General features: G+C 47.2%; 22 protein-coding genes. 11 read left to right on the forward strand and 11 right to left on the reverse strand.

Translation table 11 applies throughout. The features are described from left to right. Positions 1-433 precede the first annotated feature (433 nt). A complete protein-coding gene (locus HMPREF9194_RS09750) occupies positions 434-982 on the forward strand; it encodes a DUF308 domain-containing protein (protein WP_016526204.1) in 549 nt (182 codons plus the stop codon). Between the two features lie 218 nt (positions 983-1,200). Beyond that, the gene (gene gpmA / locus HMPREF9194_RS09755; RefSeq protein ID WP_016526205.1) at positions 1,201-1,947 is read left to right on the forward strand and encodes a 2,3-diphosphoglycerate-dependent phosphoglycerate mutase; all 747 of its coding nucleotides are present in this window, start codon (positions 1,201-1,203) and stop codon (positions 1,945-1,947) included. A gap of 112 nt (positions 1,948-2,059) precedes the next feature. Here the strand turns inward: gpmA and HMPREF9194_RS09760 are convergent, their stop codons facing one another. The 5 genes from HMPREF9194_RS09760 to HMPREF9194_RS09780 form a co-directional block, all read right to left on the reverse strand. Next, entirely contained in the window at positions 2,060-2,620 is a 561-nt protein-coding gene (locus HMPREF9194_RS09760) for an ECF-type riboflavin transporter substrate-binding protein (protein WP_016526206.1), read from the reverse strand. Between the two features lie 180 nt (positions 2,621-2,800). Beyond that, positions 2,801-3,652, reverse strand: coding sequence for an SAM hydrolase/SAM-dependent halogenase family protein (locus HMPREF9194_RS09765; RefSeq protein ID WP_016526207.1), 852 nt, complete (start codon positions 3,650-3,652; stop codon positions 2,801-2,803). Between the two features lie 9 nt (positions 3,653-3,661). Further along, the gene (locus HMPREF9194_RS09770; RefSeq protein WP_016526208.1) at positions 3,662-4,495 is read right to left on the reverse strand and encodes an energy-coupling factor transporter transmembrane component T family protein; all 834 of its coding nucleotides are present in this window, start codon (positions 4,493-4,495) and stop codon (positions 3,662-3,664) included. Then, positions 4,476-6,200, reverse strand: coding sequence for an ABC transporter ATP-binding protein (locus HMPREF9194_RS09775; protein ID WP_016526209.1), 1,725 nt, complete (start codon positions 6,198-6,200; stop codon positions 4,476-4,478). Before HMPREF9194_RS09775 ends, HMPREF9194_RS09770 begins: the two co-directional genes overlap by 20 nt. 37 nt (positions 6,201-6,237) lie before the next feature. Beyond that, positions 6,238-7,083 carry an SAM hydrolase/SAM-dependent halogenase family protein gene (locus tag HMPREF9194_RS09780; protein ID WP_016526210.1) on the reverse strand — a complete coding sequence of 282 codons (846 nt, stop codon included), beginning with the start codon at positions 7,081-7,083 and terminating at the stop codon, positions 6,238-6,240. Between the two features lie 178 nt (positions 7,084-7,261). On the opposite strand from HMPREF9194_RS09780, the gene HMPREF9194_RS09785 reads away from it, so the two are divergent. The 6 genes from HMPREF9194_RS09785 to ybaK all read left to right on the forward strand — a co-directional run bounded on the left by HMPREF9194_RS09785 (position 7,262) and on the right by ybaK (position 13,867). After that, positions 7,262-8,365, forward strand: a complete 1,104-nt coding sequence (locus HMPREF9194_RS09785) for a substrate-binding domain-containing protein (RefSeq protein WP_016526211.1) — start codon at positions 7,262-7,264, stop codon at positions 8,363-8,365. Positions 8,366-8,476: 111 nt separating this feature from the next. Further along, on the forward strand, positions 8,477-9,964 hold the full coding sequence (locus HMPREF9194_RS09790) for a sugar ABC transporter ATP-binding protein (protein WP_016526212.1): 1,488 nt from the start codon (positions 8,477-8,479) through the stop codon (positions 9,962-9,964). Positions 9,965-9,977: 13 nt separating this feature from the next. After that, on the forward strand, positions 9,978-10,922 hold the full coding sequence (locus tag HMPREF9194_RS09795; protein ID WP_016526213.1) for an ABC transporter permease: 945 nt from the start codon (positions 9,978-9,980) through the stop codon (positions 10,920-10,922). 1 nt (position 10,923) lies between these two features. After that, entirely contained in the window at positions 10,924-12,534 is a 1,611-nt protein-coding gene (locus HMPREF9194_RS09800; RefSeq protein WP_016526214.1) for a glycoside hydrolase family 3 protein, read from the forward strand. A gap of 14 nt (positions 12,535-12,548) precedes the next feature. Further along, positions 12,549-13,376 (forward strand): LuxR C-terminal-related transcriptional regulator, encoded by an 828-nt coding sequence (locus HMPREF9194_RS09805; RefSeq protein WP_169558732.1) that lies wholly within the window; start codon positions 12,549-12,551, stop codon positions 13,374-13,376. An 8-nt stretch (positions 13,377-13,384) separates the two neighbouring features. After that, complete coding sequence (gene ybaK, locus HMPREF9194_RS09810; RefSeq protein WP_016526216.1) at positions 13,385-13,867, forward strand: Cys-tRNA(Pro) deacylase; 483 nt, start codon at positions 13,385-13,387, stop codon at positions 13,865-13,867. Positions 13,868-13,954: 87 nt separating this feature from the next. On the opposite strand, the gene HMPREF9194_RS09815 is transcribed toward ybaK, so the two are convergent. The 3 genes from HMPREF9194_RS09815 to pth all read right to left on the reverse strand — a co-directional run bounded on the left by HMPREF9194_RS09815 (position 13,955) and on the right by pth (position 16,424). Further along, on the reverse strand, positions 13,955-14,578 hold the full coding sequence (locus HMPREF9194_RS09815) for an ATP-dependent Clp protease proteolytic subunit (protein WP_016526217.1): 624 nt from the start codon (positions 14,576-14,578) through the stop codon (positions 13,955-13,957). Positions 14,579-14,916: 338 nt separating this feature from the next. Continuing rightward, positions 14,917-15,846, reverse strand: coding sequence for a nucleoside triphosphate pyrophosphohydrolase (mazG, locus tag HMPREF9194_RS09820; RefSeq protein WP_016526218.1), 930 nt, complete (start codon positions 15,844-15,846; stop codon positions 14,917-14,919). Next, positions 15,843-16,424: an aminoacyl-tRNA hydrolase gene (pth, locus tag HMPREF9194_RS09825; RefSeq protein ID WP_016526219.1), complete on the reverse strand. Its 582-nt coding sequence runs from the start codon at positions 16,422-16,424 to the stop codon at positions 15,843-15,845. The genes mazG and pth overlap by 4 nt, the downstream gene beginning before the upstream one ends. Before the next feature lie 145 nt (positions 16,425-16,569). Here pth and HMPREF9194_RS09830 point away from each other — a divergent pair, with 145 nt between their 5' ends. From HMPREF9194_RS09830 to HMPREF9194_RS09840, 3 genes are read left to right on the forward strand one after another with little or no spacing between them, the layout of a single operon-like run. Further along, positions 16,570-16,791, forward strand: coding sequence for a DUF1902 domain-containing protein (locus HMPREF9194_RS09830; protein ID WP_016526220.1), 222 nt, complete (start codon positions 16,570-16,572; stop codon positions 16,789-16,791). Next, the gene (locus HMPREF9194_RS09835; RefSeq protein ID WP_016526221.1) at positions 16,791-16,985 is read left to right on the forward strand and encodes a type II toxin-antitoxin system HicA family toxin; all 195 of its coding nucleotides are present in this window, start codon (positions 16,791-16,793) and stop codon (positions 16,983-16,985) included. The genes HMPREF9194_RS09830 and HMPREF9194_RS09835 overlap by 1 nt, the downstream gene beginning before the upstream one ends. A gap of 38 nt (positions 16,986-17,023) precedes the next feature. After that, positions 17,024-18,655 carry an amidohydrolase family protein gene (locus HMPREF9194_RS09840; RefSeq protein WP_016526222.1) on the forward strand — a complete coding sequence of 544 codons (1,632 nt, stop codon included), beginning with the start codon at positions 17,024-17,026 and terminating at the stop codon, positions 18,653-18,655. A gap of 34 nt (positions 18,656-18,689) precedes the next feature. Here HMPREF9194_RS09840 and HMPREF9194_RS09845 read toward each other — a convergent pair whose 3' ends face one another. From HMPREF9194_RS09845 to HMPREF9194_RS09855, 3 genes are all read right to left on the reverse strand, one after another. Next, a complete protein-coding gene (locus HMPREF9194_RS09845; RefSeq protein ID WP_156828028.1) occupies positions 18,690-19,373 on the reverse strand; it encodes a YkgJ family cysteine cluster protein in 684 nt (227 codons plus the stop codon). A gap of 78 nt (positions 19,374-19,451) precedes the next feature. Next, a complete protein-coding gene (locus tag HMPREF9194_RS09850; protein WP_016526224.1) occupies positions 19,452-20,054 on the reverse strand; it encodes an MptD family putative ECF transporter S component in 603 nt (200 codons plus the stop codon). A gap of 10 nt (positions 20,055-20,064) precedes the next feature. Next, positions 20,065-20,775 (reverse strand): energy-coupling factor transporter transmembrane component T family protein, encoded by a 711-nt coding sequence (locus tag HMPREF9194_RS09855; protein WP_016526225.1) that lies wholly within the window; start codon positions 20,773-20,775, stop codon positions 20,065-20,067.

Here is a 20,775-nt window from a genome sequence, read left to right on the forward strand (position 1 = left end):
TGCCCGCTCAATACGGACAAAATCCGCACGCAACACCTGACAGGCTTCACGATGCGGAATTCCTTTTATACACTAAATCAAAAAATTATGCAAGCCTTTTAAAGCCGTTTTATGCCGTTTTGTGCTATTTAAAGCAAAATTAAAGCAAAAACCGGACAAAAAACCTCATATTTACTGTACTTTTGAAACGTAAATCAACAACCCCGACGCAGAGCGCCCGGGTATTAAACCCTCCGCACGAATAAAAGATGCCGTAAGAGCGAGGCATGCGCCGCGAAGCGTTTTGCATGTTTTGCTCGGGTAATTTTACCCTAAAAATGCAACTGCGCTGCAGCGGGCAGCCTCGCTTTCAATATACTTTTATTTCCGGTTAAATCCTCGCGAGAGTACACAAAACCGGCCGGTTATGTTATAATCGTTCAGGGAGTGTACTATGCGAAAAACGATTATTGCAATGGGCTTATTGACCGCCGTTATCGGCTTGATGATGATTTTTGCGCCCGAAGCCGTCGTAAAAACGGCCGTTATTATCTTGGGCGTCGCGGGCATTCTAAACGGAGCGTATAACATCATCTATGTGCGCAAAGCCATCGACGACAAAAACTTCAGCAGGATTATTATAATCAGAGGCATACTCGGCATTATAACGGGGCTTATCGCCGTCATTTTGCCGCTGGCTCTTGCCGGAGCCATTTGGACGGCGATGGTGTACATGCTTGCGGTCTACCTGCTGCTGTCGGCGGCGCTGGAAGTGTACGGAACCTTAAAGCTCCGCTCGGCAAACGTCAATACGAAGATGTACGTCGCCGAAATTACCGTCAGCATCGTGCTTGCCTTTGTTTTGTTTATCGTTCCGGCCCAAGTAGGCTTGATACTTATCCGGATCATCGGCATCGGCGCATGCATTGCGGGAATCGGCTTAATCATCTGGGAACGCACAAACCGCTCAACGGTCATTTACGCCGAAAAAATCGACGACTGAAAAGCGGGCAGAACGCTCAACCGACGCGCGACGATCTCTTGCCGCGGCGCGGGCAAACGCGAAGAACCGGCTTGTTTCAAACGGCACAAACGGGTATAGTAAGGGTATAGGGATTTATAGGAGTGGTATAAAAAGTGTCGCCTAAAATAGCGTCGGCACTTTTTACCTCGAGTTTGCGTTGCAAACTCGTTTATTTTAGAAATTTACGGGAGTTGTATATGAAATTGGTACTTATCCGCCACGGCGAAAGCGAATGGAACAAATTGAATCTTTTTACCGGCTGGACGGATGTGGAATTGTCCGAAAAGGGACAGGAAGAAGCGAAACAAGCCGGAATCACATTAAAAAAAGAAGGCTTCGATTTTGACATTTGCTACACGTCGTTTTTAAAGCGCGCGATACACACACTGAACTTTGCGCTCGCATCGATGGATCGCGAATGGCTGCCCGTCATAAAAACATGGAAGCTGAACGAACGGCACTACGGCGCACTGCAGGGAATGAATAAAGCCGAAACCGCCGAAAAATACGGCGAAGATCAGGTAAAAATCTGGCGCCGCTCTTTCGACGTAACGCCTCCGGCTTTGACGGAAGACGACAAGCGCAGTCCCCGCTTGCAGGAAGCGTACCGCACGGTAAAAGATAAATCCGTGCTGCCCTTGACCGAAAGCCTTGCGACGACAATCGAACGCGCCGTTCCCTATTTTGAAAGCGAAATCAAACCGCACATGCAAAACGGAGAGCGCGTGCTCATCGTCGCTCACGGTAATTCGCTTCGCGCCCTCGTAAAATATTTTGAAAACCTGACAAAAGAACAGATTTTGGAAGTGAACATTCCGACCGGGATCCCGCTCGTATACGAATTCGACAAGAATTTTAAAGTGATCGGGAAAAAATACCTCGGAGATGAAAAAGCGATCGCCGAAAAAATGGCGGGCGTCGCTAATCAGGGCAAAAAGAAATAGCAGAATCGGAAAGTCGTTTTTTTGCCATATCAAAACTTTATAAATAAATAAAAAAAACGGACGAAGGGTTCCCCTTGTCCGTTTTTTTTATAGCCGGACGCTCCGGCACAACTCAGCCTTCTTTAGACAAGCTGCCTTTTTTGGGACGGCTTTTTGCGTATGCAAACAAAAGCAAGGTGGCAATAACGCCGGTTGCAATCGAATTGAGCAAAGCGGCCGTTGCCCCCTGAACAAAGACCAAGTTGACGGGTTCTTTGTAAATCAAAATATCCAAAACCGGCGCGACGACAATCCATGCCACGATATTCGAGCCGATTTGAATCAAATTGAACACCAGTGCGTCCTTAACGGAAAACAATCCTTCGTCGACTTTCAAAAACGGATAGGAAAAGCCCATCAAAAAGCAGGCTGCAAAACTTGCGATAATCCAGCTCCACCATGCCGAACCGTATTGAATCGAATCCGACAGCGCATGACCGATAAAGGCGATAAGTCCGCCGGCGACAGGGCCGAACAGCGCGGCAAAAAAAGCGCCCAAGCCGTATGCCGTTTGAAACGACGTTTCGGGAATTCCGCTGGGAATTTTTACATACATAAAGAGCACCATAAACAAAGCGGCGCCCAAACCGATCGCCACGATAGTTTTGGTCGAAAACGCAAACAGTTTTTTCATACGACACCTCCGTTTCGCAAAACAATAATCGGGGAAATTTCCTCCCCTATTACAGCATTCAACCAAAATACGGGCGCCCTGTCAAGGGTGTAAAACGGAGCCGGCATGAACGAAACTCACAAAAAACTGCGGCTTCCGATAAGGCATGAAAAAAGAAACCGTTCAGGGACTTCGTACCTTTTACCGCGAAAACTCAACCGTCCAATCGGGGCCGAAGCCGAGGTTATACCGTTTTTCAAAGCTGCCGCGGCTTACGGCAAGAGCGACACGGCGCAATTCGTTGTTGTAAATAATAGGCTCGTTTTCTTTTGCAAAGCCGAAACTTTGATGGAACAAAATCGATTCGTCGAAAACTTTTTTGTCCTTATGGAATATCCGCACGCGTACTTTTTCGCCGTAAGAAAATCCCTGCGATTTAAAAAAGTCAAGCGGAATGTTCGTCCACAGATTGCCGAAATTCGGATCGTCGATTTCGAAGACTCCTTTAACGACGCCGTTTTCCGCGGACGGTTCGTAGATTTTGTGTTCTTTTATTTCTTCGACCGGATAGGCGGGACCGACGTGTTCAAAATCGATGATACCCGAAGCCAAGCGCGCCGCGCAGTAACCGAACAAATCTCTGCCGTGAAAAATCGCAACGCCTTCGGTTTCTTTATTGTGCAAACGGTTGATTTTTTCGTCTATTTCGCGCACCTCCGTTATGCCCATAAAGCGCTTAACGTGGGTAAGGCTGCCGTTGTCCGGAGACACCACATAGTAGCCGTTTGCCGTCTTTGCAACGCAGGCGCGGCGCGCGGTTCCGACGCCGGGGTCTACGACCGATACGTATATGGTTCCCTTCGGCCAAAAGGCGAGGCTTTGGAACAGGCGATAGCTTGCACTCCACGTATCGAACTGCGGAAGCTCGTGAGTTCCGTCCATAATTTCAAGCGAAGAATCTACGGTTTTTACAACGCCGTACATAGACGATACGGCGCCTTCTTTATACGTAAAGTCGGTTTGAAACACCAAAAGAGGTTTTTTATTTTGCATATATACTCCTTACACAAACGGATTAAAAAAGCGCGAATGATTTATAAACACGCTTATGCACAGCGACAGAACAAAAACTCCGGCGCATAAAACGATCGAAACGACGTCGCCTTTCTTTAAAGGGCGCGCCGCATACCAACTGCGTTTTTTCCCTTTGCCGAAGCCGCGCAAGTCCATCGTATTGCTTATCGTGTCGATTCTGTCCAGCGTCGAAAATACAAGCGGTATAAAAATATTCATAACGTTTTTCATGCGCCGGGATACCTTTTCTTTTTTCGACAAATCGAGTCCGCGCGTTTGCTGAGCCGCGGCGATATTCTCATAGTCGCGGATGAGATCGGGAAAATAGCGCAAAGTCAGCGAAAACGCAAACGCCGCTTTATACGGCAATCCGATGCGATTTACCGAAGCGGCAAATTCGCTCGGGTTCGTAGACAGAAAAAAGATAATCCCCAGCGGCACCACCGACGCGTACTTGAGCGTTTTCGTAATTTGGTACAAAAGCTGCTCTTCGGTCAGTACATAGCGGCCGCCGAACGAAAAAAGATCGTGGCGCGTGCCGTAAATTTCGGTACCGTAAAGCGGACTGAACAAAAAAGTCAACACGAAATTGATTACCAAAAAAATAATCACATAGAGCAGCATAATGCGTATTTGCGAAAAGGTAATGTCCGCCATACGGATTAAAACAAGAGAAAATACGAATACGCAGCTTATAAAGCGGATATCGTACGAAAACATAACGGCAAAGGTCATGAAAAAAAAACCGGCCAGTTTCGTAAGCCCCGAAAGCCGATATATAAAATTGTCGCGTTCAATATAATCAAACAGTTTTGCCTTCACGCAAAACCTCCCGCTCGTAATCTATAAAGTTCTGTACGAATCGATGACTGTCGTCCGAACCGGCTTTTTCGGCAAGCGTATATAATGAAGTAACCTTCAAACTCGCCTTTTCCGCAATAGCCGTGTCGGTCAGCGCATGCACCGAATCCGAATCCGAAAGAAGATTTCCCGCATGGAGCACCAGCGAACGCGCCGTATATTCGAGCATAAGGTGCATATCGTGCGTAATAAGAATAATCGTAACGCCGCTTTTATTGAGCGACACGAGGAATTCCATAATTTCGCAATAATGGCGGTAATCCTGCCCGGCCGTCGGCTCGTCAAGGATGATGATACGAGGCTGCATAGCTAAAACCGACGCTATGGTTACGCGCTTTTTTTGTCCGAAACTGAGCGCGGATACGGGCCAGCTTATAAACGGCGCGATGCCGCAAATCGAACAGGCGTGATTGACCCGGTCTTTTATTTCGTTTTCGGGAACGCCGTTCAGGCGCAGGCCGAGCGCGACCTCATCGTAAATCATCGGCTTGCACAGCATTTGGTTCGGGTTTTGCATAACAAAGCCGATGTGCCGGCTGCGTTCGCGGATGGTCATATCCGCCATATCCTGTCCGTTAAAAAGAAAGCGCCCTTCGCTTTCACGCACGATGCCGGTAATCAGTTTGGCGAGCGTGCTTTTTCCCGCGCCGTTCGTGCCGACCAAACTGAGCATTTCGCCTTCGTAAACGCTGAAGTTTATATGTTCGAGTACCTTGGCGCTGCGCGGCGTATATGCAAAGCCGACGTCCTGCGCGGTTAAAACTTCTTTACCGCGCGCTTGGGGCTTTTTCTCGGGCAAACTTTTATCCCAATCGATAAGCGCTTTGCGGACGGCTTTAACGTCGAGCGTTTCGATTCTGCCGGCATGCAGCTTTTCCGTAACGGGAATACCCGCGCAGCGCAAAGCCGTTACATACAGCGGCTCGCGGATGCCGAACGTAGGCAAAACGCCCGAAGCCATAAGAGCATCGGCGCTCATATCGGCTGCTATTTTTCCGTCGTTGACGACGATAACGCGGTCTACCGGACGGTGCAGCACGTCTTCAATACGGTGTTCGATAATGATAACCGTTTTGCGGTATTTTTGATGAATGTCATCGATCAATTCGATCGCCGTTTGACCGGTTTTCGGATCAAGGTTTGCAAGCGGTTCGTCAAACAGGAGCACGCTCACGTCGTTCACCATAACGCCGGCAAAAGAAACACGCTGCTTTTGACCGCCCGAAAGTTCGTACGGCGACGAGGTTAAAAAAGAATCCATGCCGACAAGAGCTGCGGTTTGCTTTACGAGCGGCCGCATTTCATCCTGACCGACGCATTCGTTTTCGAGCGCAAACGCAATATCTTCGCCCACGCTCAATCCGATAAACTGACCGTCGGAATCCTGCAAAACGGTACCGACTTTTTTGGACAGCTTGAATACGTCGAGCGAAGACGTTTCTTCGCCGCACACTTTTAAACTTCCGTCGATTTTTCCTTTGTATGAAAACGGAATCAGGCCGTTGATGCAGCTGCCCAAAGTGCTTTTACCGCTGCCGCTTGCGCCGACAATCAGCACTTTTTCGCCTTCATAAATCGTGAGATTTATATCGGTTAATGTGGGCTTTGCCTGCGCAAAATACTGAAAAGAAAAATTGCGGAATTCGATAACGGGTTTCTTTTCCATCTTGCTTCCCGCCGAACGTGATGAATGTGCCATAAAATCAATCGGCCGGTTTTTGCACGGTGATAGTCCAGCCCGCGCCCGTTCCGACTCCGTAGGCTTTGGAGAAATTTCCCTGATTGATGGCGACCGCCAAATAATCGAGGCTGTTCACATAAACAAGCGCTTCGCCGACATACACCGCATCGAAAGACCGGGCATAACGCAGCGTATTGCGGTACAAAAGGCGCGTCGAATTTTCTATAATGACTTCGACCTTGCCGCCGTAGGCTATGCCGAGTGAATTGAACAGGCGGCGCGAAATATTCGTCCATAAACTGCCGAAACGCACGTCGAGCACGTCGATCGAGCCCTTTATGGAAGAATCGTGCACAAGCGGTTCCGATACTGGCAATTCGACGATGGAAGAAACCGCAACGGAAGGACCTACCTGTTCGTAGCTTATCGTACCGGACGCAAGACGCGCGCCCGTATACGCGTAAATATCGCGGCCGTGGAACGTATAACTTTCACCCGAATTCGGCAGGCGGTTTACGCTTTCGTCTATGACGCGCGCTTCGCACACGGACGACAAACGTTTTATGTGCGTAAGCGTTCCGTTGTCCGGCGTAACGATGTACTGCCCCGCTTCCGTCAGCGCGACAATGCTGCGCCTCGTAGAACCCACGCCCGGATCGACGACCGATACGAACACCGTGCCTTTCGGCCAATAATTGACTGTTTGAATAAGCCGGTACGAAGCTTCCCAAATATTATATTGCGGAATGTTGTGCGTAACGTCAAAAACTTTTATATCTCCGGATACGCTGTACGCAACGCCGTACATGGCGCTTACCGCGCCGTCGTCATACCCGAAGTCCGATTGAAAAACCAAAGGTTTGCCCATATTATTGTCCTGTTTGTCCTATGCTGAATAATTTTTCCAATATTACTACAGCCTGCGGCGAGGGTCAAGACCAAAGCGATAAAAATAAAATACTCATATTTCACTCATTTAAATTTGACAAATACCGGAATGGGTTATATACTTCTCTCTGATAAATACCATTTCTTAGGAGAATTCCATGAAAAAACAAAAAAACATCTATTTTTCACTCACCGTATGTCTGCTGCTTGTATCCGCAGTTTTCGCCTTTGCGCGCGGCGGACAAGAGAGTGGAAAGAAAGAAGATTTTGTGTACGAAACACGGGGGCCGCAGGGGGAACCGCCTGCAAGCTATGAAAGCATCACTTTGACGAAAGCCGATACGGAAAAGCTGAAGGCAGGAAACTACAAAGCGGCGATTTTAATGCACACCTCGGCCGATTGGACAAATGCCGTCATTGCCGGAGCCGAAGCGCAGTTCAAGGCATTAGGTATAAAAGTTGTCGCCGTTACCGATGCGGAAATGGATCCGAATAAGCAAAGAACCGATATCGAAACGACTTTGGCCTTAAAACCCGATATTATTATTACGCTGGTCATAGATCCGGTAAGCGGTGCGGTTGCATTGCGCCAAGCCGTCGACAAAGGAGCTAAAATCGTTTTAATAAGCAATCTGCCTTCAGGCTTTGTTCACGGTAAAGATTATGTGGGAATCGTTACGGACGACCTCTTTCAAATGGGAAAAGCGACAGCTGAAATGATCGGAGATTCCTTAAACGGCAAAGGCGATGTTGCCCTGATTTTTCATGACGCGGCATATTACGTAACAAACCAAAGAGACAAGGCGGTGGAAGCCGTGCTGAAACGCGATTATCCGGGTATACGTATTGTTACAAAAAAAGGAATAGCAAATCCGTCCGACGGAGATACGATCGCATCGGCGATTATAACGCAGTTCCCGAACGTACAGGCAATTTACGCGCCTTGGGATACCATTGCCGAAGGTGTTGTTGCGGGCGTTCGCGCGGCGGGCAGAAAAGATATCGGTGTATTTACCATGGATTTGGGAGCAAACAATGCAATGGATTTGGTAAAAGGCGGGAATATGAAAGGCATGGTAGCCGACCTTCCCTTCGTATTGGGAGAAACGCTCGCCAAAATGGGAGCGCTAAGCGTACTTAACAAACCCACGCCGGCCTTTGTAACGGTTCCCGCTATAAAAGTAGATAAAACCAATATCGGTACGCAGTGGGAAAAGTCTTTAAACAGGCCGCTTCCCCGGGACGTACGTTCCGCAATGTAAGGTTTTTAGACACAGCACTTATTTTAAACGATCATTTTAACGGAATAGTTCAGCGGGCTGCCCGAAAAGAAACGGCAACAAGCGGGCAGCCCGCTTCGGCAAGGATATAACATGTGTGAATACGCTGTAGAAGCGAAAAAAATAAACATCGGGTTCGACGGAGTCCGCGTGCTTCACGATTTGGACTTCAGCGTGAAAAAATCCGAAATCCACGCGCTGGTCGGAACAAACGGCGCCGGGAAATCGACCCTTATGAAAATCATAAACGGAGTGTATAAAAAAGATTCCGGCGACATTTTTATTTTCGGTAAAAAAGCGGATTATGAAACGCCGGAAGGCGCACGCCGGGCCGGGATCGCAATGGTTTTTCAAGACCTGAGCCTTATACCGACTCTGACGGTCAGTGAAAATATTTTTTTGCAAACAAATCCCTACCGTAAAGGCGTGTTTATTGACGACAAAAAAAACGGGAAAAAAGCTGCCGAACTGCTGGAAAAAATCGGCGTGCACGGCGAAGTGTCACCGAACGAACGGGTCGAACAATTGAGCATCGGAAAACAGCAAATAGTGGAAATTGCAAAAGCGTTATCATATAATCCGAAAGTTCTTATATTGGATGAGCCGACGGCATCCCTTTCCAAACCGGAAATCGAAAAACTGTTCGCCGTTATGAACACGCTTAAATCCCAAGGTATATCGATAATATATATTACTCACTATCTTCAGGATATTTTTAAAGTGTGCGACAGTATCACGCTGCTTCGCGACGGAAAAACTTTATTCAGAAAAAATACCGATGAATTGGATTTGCAGTTTTTAATAGATTCAATGAGCGGAGGCGAAAGTCGGTCTTTTTCGTGGAACAGAGAAAAAATTGACAGAACGCAGCCGGCTCTTTTTGAAGCAAAGAATATTTCGACGGCACATATCAAAGACATATCGCTGAAACTGTACCCGAGAGAAGTTGCCGGAATTGCCGGCCTGTTGGGCAGCGGCAGATCGGAACTTCTGCAAAGTTTATTCGGTATAGATAAAGTGCAAACAGGAAAAATCCTTATACAGGGAAAACCGGTTTCGCTCGATTCACCTGCGGATGCCATAGAACACGGGATTTCGTTGGTTCCCGAAAACAGAAGGGAGCAAGGCCTTGTTTTGGATTTTCCCGTTTCGGAAAACGTTGTTCTTTCGATAGTCAACCGTTTAAAAAAGTTTTTCGTCATCGATAAACAAAAATCGAATAAAATCGTCCGGCATTATATACGATCGCTCAATGTAAAGACGCAAGGGCCGGAACAGCTTGTGCGTTATTTATCGGGGGGAAACCAGCAAAAAGTGGTCGTGGCAAAATGTCTGGCAAGCAATTCCAAAGTTTTGCTTTTAGATGATCCGACCTTCGGGGTCGACATTCAGGCAAAACGCGAGATAATGAAGATAATCCATGATTTTGCGGCAAAAGGCAATGCGGTGCTTTTTGTTTCCTCGGAATTTAATGAAATCGCAAGTTTTTGCGATTCCGTTTATATAATGAAAAAAGGACGCATTACGGAAGTCTTGTCGGAAAAGGTTACCGAAGAAGAACTTCTTCGCAAAGTGCAATAAAGGAGAGTAGAAAGTGTTACAAAAATTGAAAGCCGTTGACTGGCGCAGCAATGTCATATATCTTATATTCGCAGGCATTATATTATTATTTTCCGTTCTTTTGTTCGACAGAGGTTTTCTGACGGGAGCAAACCTCATGAATATCGCCCGCCAAACGGCAATGATTTCGATAATGGCCGTAGGAATGACCTTCGTGCTTTCCGCTGAAGAAATCGATTTGTCCTTCGGTTCGGTGGTCGCTTTGTCGGCGATTGTTACGGCATTGCTGCTGCGCTCAACGGGAAGTATCTTCATTGCGGTCACGGCAGGCTTATTGTGCGGCGTTTTTATCGGTTTTATAAACGGCTTGTTCGTTGCGCGAATCGGGATCCCGTCATTTTTGGTTACGTTGGGTATGAGCGGCATCGTGCTGGGACTCGCCCGCTGGATAAGCCACCTTCAATCCATTCCGGTGAACAACGAATTTTTTACGTTTATATTCGGATCCGGAGATATCGGGCCGGTACCCGTTCTTTTTATTTGGATGCTGCTTGCTGCGGTTATCGGACACATGGTACTAAAGCGTACGCCTTTCGGGCGCAAAGTTTTGGCTACCGGCGGAAACAAAATATCCGCCCTGTATTCGGGCGTAAAAGTCCGCAGCATTAAGCAGGCTGTTTTGATAATCAATTCGGCGTTGGCCGCTTTTTCGGGGATTCTCTATGCAGGCAGATTGCACGGGGCGCGCTATACCTTGGGCGAAAACGAAGTTATGATTGTTATAGCAGCCGTAATCATCGGCGGAACATCGATGTTCGGAGGCAAGGGCACGGTTATCGGTTCCGTTATCGGCGCGCTTATAATGGGCATATTGAATAACGGCCTCATCCTCATGGGATTATCCGTAGACCAGCAAATGATATTTCGCGGTTTGATTATCATTGTATCCGTTTCACTTACGATGAGAGAGAAAAAATAAAATGCATACGACAAACGATATAAAATCGATTATAAATAAAATGAGCGTAAAGCAAAAAGTCGGGCAGCTTTTTTTGCTTGCATACCCGGGTAAAAACCCCGAAATCATTAAGCCGCTTATAGACGAATACGGGATTGCCGGATGTTATATCAGTCAGGACAATGCGGAAACATTTGATGAAGCCGAGCAAATAAGCTCAAAACTGCAGGCAATGGCATCCCAAACTCAAAACGGAATACCGCTCATCCTCGGCGTCGATCAGGAAGGCTCATGGGGTGTTCTGGTTCCCGAATCGCATACGGGCCCGGGCAATTTGGCGCTCGGGGCACTCTCGGATTCGATTCGCGTTGCCGATATGTATCGGGTATTGGGGGAAGAAATGCTTTCCGTCGGATATAACGCTTTACTCGGTCCGTGCGCCGACGTAAACCTTACGCCCGATTCGCCGATAATCGGGGCACGCTCCTTCGGCGAAGATCCGGAAAAAGTTGCACGCTGTGTCGCATATGCCGTGCAAGGCTGTACCGTGTCGGGCGCACTTGCAACATTAAAACATTTTCCCGGCCACGGCAGCACCTCGGGCGATACGCACCGTGAAATACCGCGCGTAGAGCGGACGCTCTACGAATTATTTAAAACCGACCTTTTGCCGTTTATAAAAGGTGTGGAGGCCGGCGCGGACATTGTTATGACCAGCCATATTTTGTACCCGAAAATCGATCCGGAAAATCCCGCAACGCTGTCGCCTGTCATTCTAAAAGACATACTCAGAAATCGTATCGGTTTTAAAGGGATTATCCTTTCGGATTCGATGAATATGGGCGCAATACGGAAATTTTACGATCCTGCCGAATCGACATTACTTGCCTTAAAAGCCGGCGTCGATATAGTCATGCTTTCGGAAGAACACTACGATCATTCGGCGGATTATTTGGATAAACAATTGGCATCGCTTCGTAAAGCCGAAGAAGCCGTAAAAAGCGGCAAACTTTCCGTTCAAGAGGTAGACGAAAAACTTTTCAGAATATTGTCGCTTAAATTGAATAAAATGCAACTACGAACACCTCGATTAAGTGCGCAACGCTATTCCGAAGCCGAACGCATTCAAAACGATATAAGCGATCAATGTGTTCAGGTTTTGCAAAAGGGCCTTTGGCCGCTGCCGAAAGCGGGAACCCGTATTTGCATCAATGCGGCGCCCGAAACGGCATACCGCTCTTTAACAAACGCAAGAGGAATCGGACCGAACCAAAAGAAAACCGCGTATGAATATTTTAAAGAAACGCTGGAAAAATCGGGGGAAAACTTCATCTATTTGAATCATAACGAGGCACTGGCCGAGAACGAAGATCGGTTCAAACGGGCCGAAGCGATTCTTATCGTTACGGAAGATTACCCGCTTCCCGGAGAAGATTTTCCCAAGGCCGAACAGGAAAAGCTTGCGCAAAAACTGGCAACGAAATATGCCGAAAAAACCGTGATAGTAGGCTTGAGAAGCCCGTACGAAATAAAATTATATCCGAAAAACGTTACGTATCTTTGCGCTTTTTCAAGCCGGGGATGTGCGGCAAAGTCGGCGGCAAAAGCAATTTTACAATTTCCGCAAATGTGATAAACTATGGTCAAATGACGACAAACAAAGATACGGCGATTATAAACATGCTGCAGGATTTGGTCGATTCCAAAGAATCCGCCGAAAAGCAGCTGTGTCTATTCGAGAGTATTTTATCGAAAAACAATATTTATTTTTTGATTTTCGATGCGGCCGGTTCCGTTTGCCGTCATAATATACCGGATAAAAAAAAACTGAGTACGCTTGACGATTGCGAATATATCCTTCACAAAAAAAATATCGCGCAGATAAAAAAGCTGATGGAACTTTCGCTCTCTTCAGAAAATGAAGACATCGAAACAACGCTGAAAAACGATTTACTCGAGTTTACTTTTTTTGCGAGCAGTGCGTTCAAAGAGCTCTTTTTTCTTCAAGTTACAATGCCGACTCAAAACCAACAGCGTCTTCCCGACGCTCCGGAATTAAAACTCGAAAAAATTCAGGAAGCGCTTGCGTTTCTTGATGAAATACGCAATATCAATTCGTCTGAAAAGCGCGAGCTTATAGAAAAAATGCGGAATTATTATCTAGGCGGCATCGAAAAACTGCAAACGGCAATAAACGATCCGCTCATTTCTCTCTGCCTCGACATTATACGAAAAAATCTCGAAGAATTTATACAACCCGCGGGAAACGTTTCCGATTTATACAGTATCCTGACGCCGTCGGAAATAAAAGTTGCCGAATTTATACGAATGGGAAAAACATCAAAAGATATTGCGGACGCACTCGATATCGCACAAAAAACGGTCGAAAATCATCGGAATAATTTACGGGATAAATTGGGGTTACGCAACAAAGGCGTAAACTTACGCTCTTACTTGTTGCAGCTTAATCCGTAGGAGGACACATGTCGAAAACAAACGCAATGCGTATTTTGGAAAAACTGAATATAAACTACCGCACCTTCGAATACGAAGACAACGCCGACCACAAGCTTGAATTGGGGGCCGCGGAGCGAATCGCCGAAAAGGCGGGAGCCGCGCCGGAAAGCGTTTTTAAAACAATCGTCATGCAAAGCGACACAAAGGAAATAGCCGTGTTTTGCGTACCGGCCGACAAAGAAGTAAACTTAAAAAAGGCGCGCGCCGTGTGCGGTGCAAAAACGATGGAAAGCGTCAAAAGCGAATCGCTTTTAAGCCTTACCGGCTATGTGCGCGGCGGCTGCTCGCCGATCGGCATGAAGCGCCGCTTTCCCGTATTTATCGATTCGTCCGTTTTAAAACACGAAACCGTATACGTAAGCGCAGGCGTTCGCGGTACACAGCTTTTACTTTCGCCTTCCGATCTTATACGCGCTGCGCAAGCGCAAACGGCCGACATCGCCGGCTGAAAAGACACAGCGTAAAAACGCCCACGTTTCGGCTTTGAGCGAAACTCGCGTTTTTAACAAAACGGAAAAACCGGCAAAAGTAAATGCTTATTTTTTTAAGTCTTTGCGCGAAAATACTATTTTGCTGATCAGGCCGTAATCGAGCGCTTCGTTTGCGTTAAGCCAGCAATCGCGGTCGGTGTCTTTTGCAACCTGAGCGAGCGGCTTTCCCGTTTCTTCGGAAATCAGCTTATTGATGCGCTCGCGCATTTTTTCAAGCTCTTTGGCATGAATTTCGATTTCGGTCGCAACGCCTTTTATGCCGCTCAAAGGCTGGTGGATTAAAAAGTGGCTGTTCGGAAGCGCAATGCGCCGTTCTTTGGGAGCGGCTAAAAGCACGAGAGCCGCGGCCGACGCGACAAGTCCCATGCCGACCGTGTATACGGGCGCGTCGATAAAACGGATCATATCGAAAATACCGTAACCGGCATCCGCATCTCCTCCGGGAGAATCGATAAACATATAAACGGGTTTATTGCCGGAAGCTTCCAAAATCAAAAGCTGGCGGATTATTTTTTCCGAAAGCGATTTATCTATTTCACCGGTCAGCAGTATTTGACGGGTTTTTAAAAAGCGGGCGGCAAGTACATCCGCGCCTTCGCCTGCATCTTTTTTTTCCGTTATGTCTTCGTTGTCGTCATCTCTGTCGTTTTTTAAACGGCGCATATCCATAAAAGAACCTCTTTATTCGTGTTTCACAAGCGCCGGCGCATTTTAAACAGCGCCCGGTATTGTTTTATGTTTATAATATAACATATTTTAAAACATTTGGGAACCTCTAAAAACTGCAGTTTTTAGAGGTAACTTTGAAAATACGATGTTGTAACTCGCGATAATACAGCGAGTTACAACTCGTCGACATCTCGGAAAAATCGCTAAAGCGGTTTTTTCGAGATGTCCATTTTCAAATAGTCGTTAAAAACAAGTTTATATTTTACTTTCCGCGCTTAAAGTAAAATATAAGATTTTATAATTTACTTTAACGTGAATTGGGGGCGATTGCACTTCGGCTACAGCGTGCGTTTTGCTTCGTCCCACAATGCATCCATTGCTTGAAGGTTTTCTTTTTTCATTTCGATGCCGCGATTACGGCACTCGTTTTCGACATATGTAAAGCGTTTGCGGAATTTTGCATTCGCCCTTTCAAGCGCAACGGCGGGGTCTATATGCAAGTGCCGAGCCCAATTTACCAAAGCGAATAAAATATCGCCGAATTCTTCTTCGCTGTGCCGCATGTCCGGAGCGCTTCCGGGGGAACCGTTATCGGCATGAGTATCTGCGCCGGCAAGCGCTTCGTCGAGTTCGGCAATCTCTTCAAATACTTTGGCACGAACGGCGGAAATATCGCTCCAGTCGAAACCTTTTTTCGCCGCCTTTTTTTGCATCTTATACGCACGGGTTAAAGGTTCAAGGCCTTTGGACACTTCATCGAGGATGCTTTTGCCCGTACGCCCTTCGACCTTTTGTTTGATGGCTTCCCACTGCGTCAGCACTTGCTCGGCGGTTTTCGTTTCTCCGAGCGCGACCGCCTTGCCGGAAGATTCGGGGAACACATGCGGATGGCGCCGCACAAGTTTTTCGCATACGCCGTCGAGCACGTCGGAAACGGTAAAGGCGCCTTCCTGTTCAAACATGTATGCAATCATCGAAATATTCAACATAACGTCGCCCAATTCCTCTTTTGCGTGAATGCACGCTTCGGCTGACGGCGCATCTTCATAGGCTTCGTTTATTGCTTCCAGCGCTTCGTAGGTTTCTTCCAAAAGAGTTGTCCGCAGCGTAAGCGGCGTTTGTTCCCTGTCCCACGGACAGCCGCCGGGAGCGCGCAGCGTTTTGATAATTTCGTACAGATTTTTGTATGAAGATGCCGCCTTTGCGGCACGTTCATTTACAACGGGGGAAACTGCGGCCTCCGTATTGTTTTTTTGCATATCGTTCATTGTACTCCGCCTTGTCGTTTTTTCCATTCGGGAAGCAGTTTTTCCGGATCTTCGGTTAAAAGCGCTTCGAAAAGTTCGCCCGCTCCTTGGAAAGCCGCATTCATCGCCGGAACTTCATCTTTTGAAAAATCGCTCAGCACCCACAGCGCAACATCGTCATAAATCGGACGCCCGATGCCGAAGCGCAAGCGCCAAAAATCGGCGGTACCCAAACAGGCCTTTGCTGAGCGCAATCCGTTATGGCCGCCCAAACCGCCCGACCATTTGAGCCCGAACGTTCCCGCCGGAAGCTCCAATTCGTCGTGGACAACCAAAATGCGCTCCGGTTTTATCTTGTAAAAGGACGCCGCTTCGGCAATGCTTTCGCCGGAAAGATTCATAAACGTGTGCGGCTTCAGCAATTGGATTTTTCGGCCGCCCGCATTCAGCGTCGCGCTTTCTCCTTTGAATTTTTTACTCCAACTTAGGCTTGAAAGAGCCTGCAAAGAATCGGCAAAAAGCCATGCGGCGTTGTGACGGTTTCGCTCGTATTGTTTTCCCGTGTTGCCCAAAAAAGCGACCAATTCGATTAAATCCATGGCAAAATACTATCGAGAAGCCGCGAGCATGTCAACAAACAGCCTGCGTCAGCGGAACGGAAAAAATCATCCGTTGTTTTTCTATTGCCGTTTTATAGCCAATGAAGTATAATTATCACAAGCCATCTTAATAAGGAGATGCTTTGTGGAATATGTTGTTACAATCGCTTGGGACGGAGAAGCGAATGTCTGGACAGCTTCCAGCGATGACGTCAAAGGCCTCGTTCTTGAAGCCGGTTCAATAGACGCTCTTATGGAACGCGTACGCCATGCGGTTCCCGAATTGCTTACCCTAAATAAGCAAAATACCGATGACCGGACCGTCTTACACTTTTATATTGAAAAATCGGAACGAATGTACGCATAATGGCCGAATATGAAAAGACCGTACGAAAAATACTGAATGATAACGGCTGCACTTTTGTACGGCACGGTAAAGGCGATCATGATATTTGGTACAGCCCTATAAGCAAGATCCGCTTTACCGTTGATACAAAAATAAAATCGCGCCACACAGCCAATGCAATTATGAAACAAAGCGGGCTTAATTATAAATTTTAGCATTGGCACAAAATCGCCCCTTGTGATATACTGGTGTAATGGCAGAGCGGGAAGATTCGGTACATCGGGTTCTCATAAAAAACGGAATTGTCGTATCGGGCGGAAAAGAGCGGCAGGCTGACATGCTTATCGAAGACGGCAGAATCGTCAAAACGGAAAAAGACATTATGCTCGGCAGTTTGCTGCGCCATGCCGAAAGCAAACTGTTGGACGCCGAAGGCTGTTATGTTTTTCCGGGATTTATCGACGCGTTTACGCAGTTTGAAGCCGAAGTTTTTATCGAAGGCCAACAGGAAAGCGTGCGCAGCCCCGACGATTTTGAAAGCGGAACGAAGGCCGCCCTCGCAGGAGGAACCACGTCGATTATCAACTGCGCGCTGCAAAAAAACGGGCAAAGCTTGCAGGATGCGCTGGATGCACAACATGCCGGCGCCCTTCATAAAAGCAGCTGCAATTACGGTTTTCATATCACCCTCACTCCTCCGAAACAAACGGCCGAAGAAGACGTAAACACGGCGCCCGAAAAGAGCGGCGAAATTCCGCAAAAAAAATCGGAAGATTCTCCGGCGGAAAAGTCCGAAACCGTAACGGAGCAAATGACCAAAACGGTTATGCGCGGCGTTTCAAGCTATACCGTATCCATGAGCGGCTTTAACCTGCAATTAAGCGATTCGGAAATTTTTGAAATTCTGAACGCGGCAAAAGAACACGGCGCCCTCGTGTGCTGCCGCTGCGAAAACGGCGACATGGTGCGCCATTTGGTTGAAGAACAGCTGAAAAACAAACGCAAGCGCCCGTCGTCCCACCCGATCAGCCGCCCGCCTGCGGTCGAAGCGGAAGCGGTTGCCCGCTTTTTGTCGCTCGCCCAACTTGCGGACGTTCCCGTATATATATTGAACGTGTCGGCAAAGCAAAGTTTGGAACAAATAAAACTTGCCAAAAAACGCGGGCAAAAGTTTTTTTGCGGGACGGCCCCGCAATATCTTTTATTGACCGATTCTTTGTACCGCAAAGGCGGATTCGACGGCGCAAAATTCATATGTAATCCGCCGCTTCGCAAAAAACAGGATTTAAAAGCGCTCCAAAAAGAATTGATGCGCGGCAAAGCGGATTTGAATCCCGGCTCAAAAGACAATTCTTACATCGATATAATCTGTTCTGATCATGCGGCCTTCGATCTTGGCGAACGTGAAAAAGCGGCAAAAAAGGGCTTTTCAAAGACGGCGCCCGGCCTTCCCGGCGCACAGTACCGCGCCGCGCTGCTTTTTACCGCGGCGGACGTCGGTTCCGAGCCGGATGCACAAGACAGCGCTCCGGCCGACACAGCCGAAAAAGAACTTGCACCGAATTTCCGCCTCACGCCCGCCCGTTTCTCGGCCCTCGTAAGCGAAAACCCCGCAAAAATATTCGGTTTGTACCCCGATCGGGGAACTTTGGCCGCGGGAGCGACCGCCGACATAACCGTATGGGATCCTTCGCCTTGTGCCGTCATCGGCGAATCGAACAATCTGCATAAGGGCGGCTACACACCCTACGAAGGCATACGCGTCCGCGGGCAGGCAAAATACGTCCTTTTAGGCGGGAAAGTGTGTGTAAAAGACGGTACGGTCGTCGAAGAAAAACAGGGCCGCTACCTTTTCCGCAAAACGGGCTACCCCGCTTTCAATTAAGCTTTTTAAACAAAACACTGCGCGCACAAAAGCCTTAAGCGCTGAGCGGACAGGGCGACGGAAGATCCGGTTCGGGAGAATTCGGCTCGGGCGGCGTTAAAAAGCGCAAAATAAGGCGGAGCTTTTCGATCGCTTCGGGAAGCGCTTCGCGAAGCGGCCTTGTATGCGTATCGTCGGGATTCAGCGACAAAAGGCGCGAAGAAAAAACGGCCATATCGGGCGGCACCGCACCGCAGGATTCACGCAATTCGGCTTCGCCGTACTCGTGGGCGGGAGAACCGGCCGCTTCCGTATTCGCAGGCCGGGTAAATTTACACGGCTTCCAATGAATCTTCATATCCTTGCCGCGCGTTCCCGAATGACCGAACAAGCGGCAGATAAGGCAGCGCCCGCCGTATACGGTGCAGTGGTACGGAGTATTCGGATCGTACAAAAAACAACCGTCGTCATTGTTGCGCGATTGGAGTGCGCCGCGCGTGCGGATGGTTTCGGCTTTGTCGGCGTCGTGTGCGAGAAGCCACGCGGCAAGATAGAGCGCTTCGTATTCGTATACATCGGGTTCAAAATGTTCGCAGCACATTCCGCAGCCGGCGGGACAGGGGGCGGGCGTATGCCGTTTCCACACCCGCTGTTCGGTATCTATATCGGCGTACAAAGCATGAACGCCGTTCAATGCATCAGCTATTTTCGTTCCGGCAAAAGGCCGAGCTTCTTCCATAATTTGCATATTTTATAAAAAAGCTTTTTTTTCGACAAGTAGTATGAAGATAAAAAATATACAGACAAAATTATCCGCTTATACCATCCCCGCTTTTTCAAAATGTTTTTTTAATATCCGCATAGAAAGCCACGCTCCCGCGAAACTTGTTATAACTGTTAATGCAATCATTGATCCGTACATCTGCCATGAACCCACAACCTGCAAATACTGTTGTAAAGCTTCATCCGTTAAATGTAAAATCTCCTTTCTTTGCACAAAGTATTCTCCATGCGAAAGATACATAGGCAGGGTGAACAAGGCTGTCTGCAATGTGGAGCCCAGCACATAGGACAGAATAATTGCTTTTTTATCTTTGTACTTCATCGTTGACGCAAGAGTCTCCGCAATGAACCAGCCGATAATTGAAAGGCCGACGCCTATTCCGTTTGCTGCCATAAATCCCGGTAAAACGATAATTATCCCCATAATAAAAAAGACGCCCGTTTTTCTTACCTTTGATACCGCCAGCATAAATGCTATCGATACAAAAAACAGCGTAATCGGGATATTGGCTATCGTGCCGAAAAGCGTTAATGCAGCGAGTGCTCCCGTAATAAAGAAAATTAATAGTGCAACCGCAGCGAAGATTCCGATAAAAATAAAATCCCGCGCATTCAACTTGTTTGTCTTTGTTTCCATGACATTCTCCTTAAAAAATATTACTAAACTGTAAGTACGATACCGCACCCACAGCAATAGCCGTACATAATCCGTATACAAAATCCGTTTTCGTAAATTTGAGCGGATAGATATTTGTTCTGTTTTTATAATTTTCAATTCCTCTCAGCAAAACCGATGTGGAAAGTTCCTCAGCTATGCGAAGACTTCTAAATAAAATCGGAACAATTATAAGTTCCAAAGAACGAATGGGATGAATTAAAAACCGTAAGCCCGAAATAGAAATTCCTCTTATTTTTAAACTGTCTTTTAAACAGCCGTAATCTTCTTTTAAGGACGGTAAATACCTAAATACAACGATTAAGGGAATTGCTATTATGTTTGGAAATTTCATCGTCTGCATAGCCGATATAATAGAGGGCATGGAAGTTTTCTTTTTCAAGAATATAATCATCATAACCGCAATAACGAATTTTTGAATAAAATAACTTAAAGATACAATCATGAGAGCAATTGTCGAATTCGGAATATAATGAATATAAAACATCGACACGGCAATGATACTATACATTCCGCTATATAAAACGGATTCACGATAAGCGCGTACATCCCATAAATAGAAATTACAAATAATAAGTAAAACATGTGAGGAGAGAGGCTTATTGACGGCAAGACCGAACGAGATAAAAATAAATACAATGCCGAGTACCGTCCTCGGATCCGCTTTTCTTTTTGTATTCAC

The sequence above is a fragment of the Treponema maltophilum ATCC 51939 genome, assembly GCF_000413055.1.
Taxonomy (GTDB): Bacteria; Spirochaetota; Spirochaetia; order Treponematales; family Treponemataceae; genus Treponema_C; species Treponema_C maltophilum.

What these genes read in the sequence shown, in the direction of transcription:
- HMPREF9194_RS09835 (WP_016526221.1), top strand. Translation starts at nt 16,791, where the DNA reads ATGGCCGAATATGAAAAGACCGTACGAAAAATACTGAATGATAACGGC.
- HMPREF9194_RS09785 (WP_016526211.1), top strand. Translation starts at nt 7,262, where the DNA reads ATGAAAAAACAAAAAAACATCTATTTTTCACTCACCGTATGTCTGCTG.
- ybaK (WP_016526216.1), top strand. Translation starts at nt 13,385, where the DNA reads ATGTCGAAAACAAACGCAATGCGTATTTTGGAAAAACTGAATATAAAC.
- HMPREF9194_RS09765 (WP_016526207.1), bottom strand. Translation starts at nt 3,652, where the DNA reads ATGCAAAATAAAAAACCTCTTTTGGTGTTTCAAACCGACTTTACGTAT.
- mazG (WP_016526218.1), bottom strand. Translation starts at nt 15,846, where the DNA reads ATGAACGATATGCAAAAAAACAATACGGAGGCCGCAGTTTCCCCCGTT.
- HMPREF9194_RS09760 (WP_016526206.1), bottom strand. Translation starts at nt 2,620, where the DNA reads ATGAAAAAACTGTTTGCGTTTTCGACCAAAACTATCGTGGCGATCGGT.
- HMPREF9194_RS09800 (WP_016526214.1), top strand. Translation starts at nt 10,924, where the DNA reads ATGCATACGACAAACGATATAAAATCGATTATAAATAAAATGAGCGTA.
- HMPREF9194_RS09840 (WP_016526222.1), top strand. Translation starts at nt 17,024, where the DNA reads ATGGCAGAGCGGGAAGATTCGGTACATCGGGTTCTCATAAAAAACGGA.
- HMPREF9194_RS09775 (WP_016526209.1), bottom strand. Translation starts at nt 6,200, where the DNA reads ATGGAAAAGAAACCCGTTATCGAATTCCGCAATTTTTCTTTTCAGTAT.
- pth (WP_016526219.1), bottom strand. Translation starts at nt 16,424, where the DNA reads ATGGATTTAATCGAATTGGTCGCTTTTTTGGGCAACACGGGAAAACAA.
- HMPREF9194_RS09815 (WP_016526217.1), bottom strand. Translation starts at nt 14,578, where the DNA reads ATGGATATGCGCCGTTTAAAAAACGACAGAGATGACGACAACGAAGAC.
- HMPREF9194_RS09850 (WP_016526224.1), bottom strand. Translation starts at nt 20,054, where the DNA reads ATGGAAACAAAGACAAACAAGTTGAATGCGCGGGATTTTATTTTTATC.
- HMPREF9194_RS09790 (WP_016526212.1), top strand. Translation starts at nt 8,477, where the DNA reads ATGTGTGAATACGCTGTAGAAGCGAAAAAAATAAACATCGGGTTCGAC.
- gpmA (WP_016526205.1), top strand. Translation starts at nt 1,201, where the DNA reads ATGAAATTGGTACTTATCCGCCACGGCGAAAGCGAATGGAACAAATTG.
- HMPREF9194_RS09750 (WP_016526204.1), top strand. Translation starts at nt 434, where the DNA reads ATGCGAAAAACGATTATTGCAATGGGCTTATTGACCGCCGTTATCGGC.
- HMPREF9194_RS09845 (WP_156828028.1), bottom strand. Translation starts at nt 19,373, where the DNA reads ATGGAAGAAGCTCGGCCTTTTGCCGGAACGAAAATAGCTGATGCATTG.
- HMPREF9194_RS09805 (WP_169558732.1), top strand. Translation starts at nt 12,549, where the DNA reads ATGACGACAAACAAAGATACGGCGATTATAAACATGCTGCAGGATTTG.
- HMPREF9194_RS09780 (WP_016526210.1), bottom strand. Translation starts at nt 7,083, where the DNA reads ATGGGCAAACCTTTGGTTTTTCAATCGGACTTCGGGTATGACGACGGC.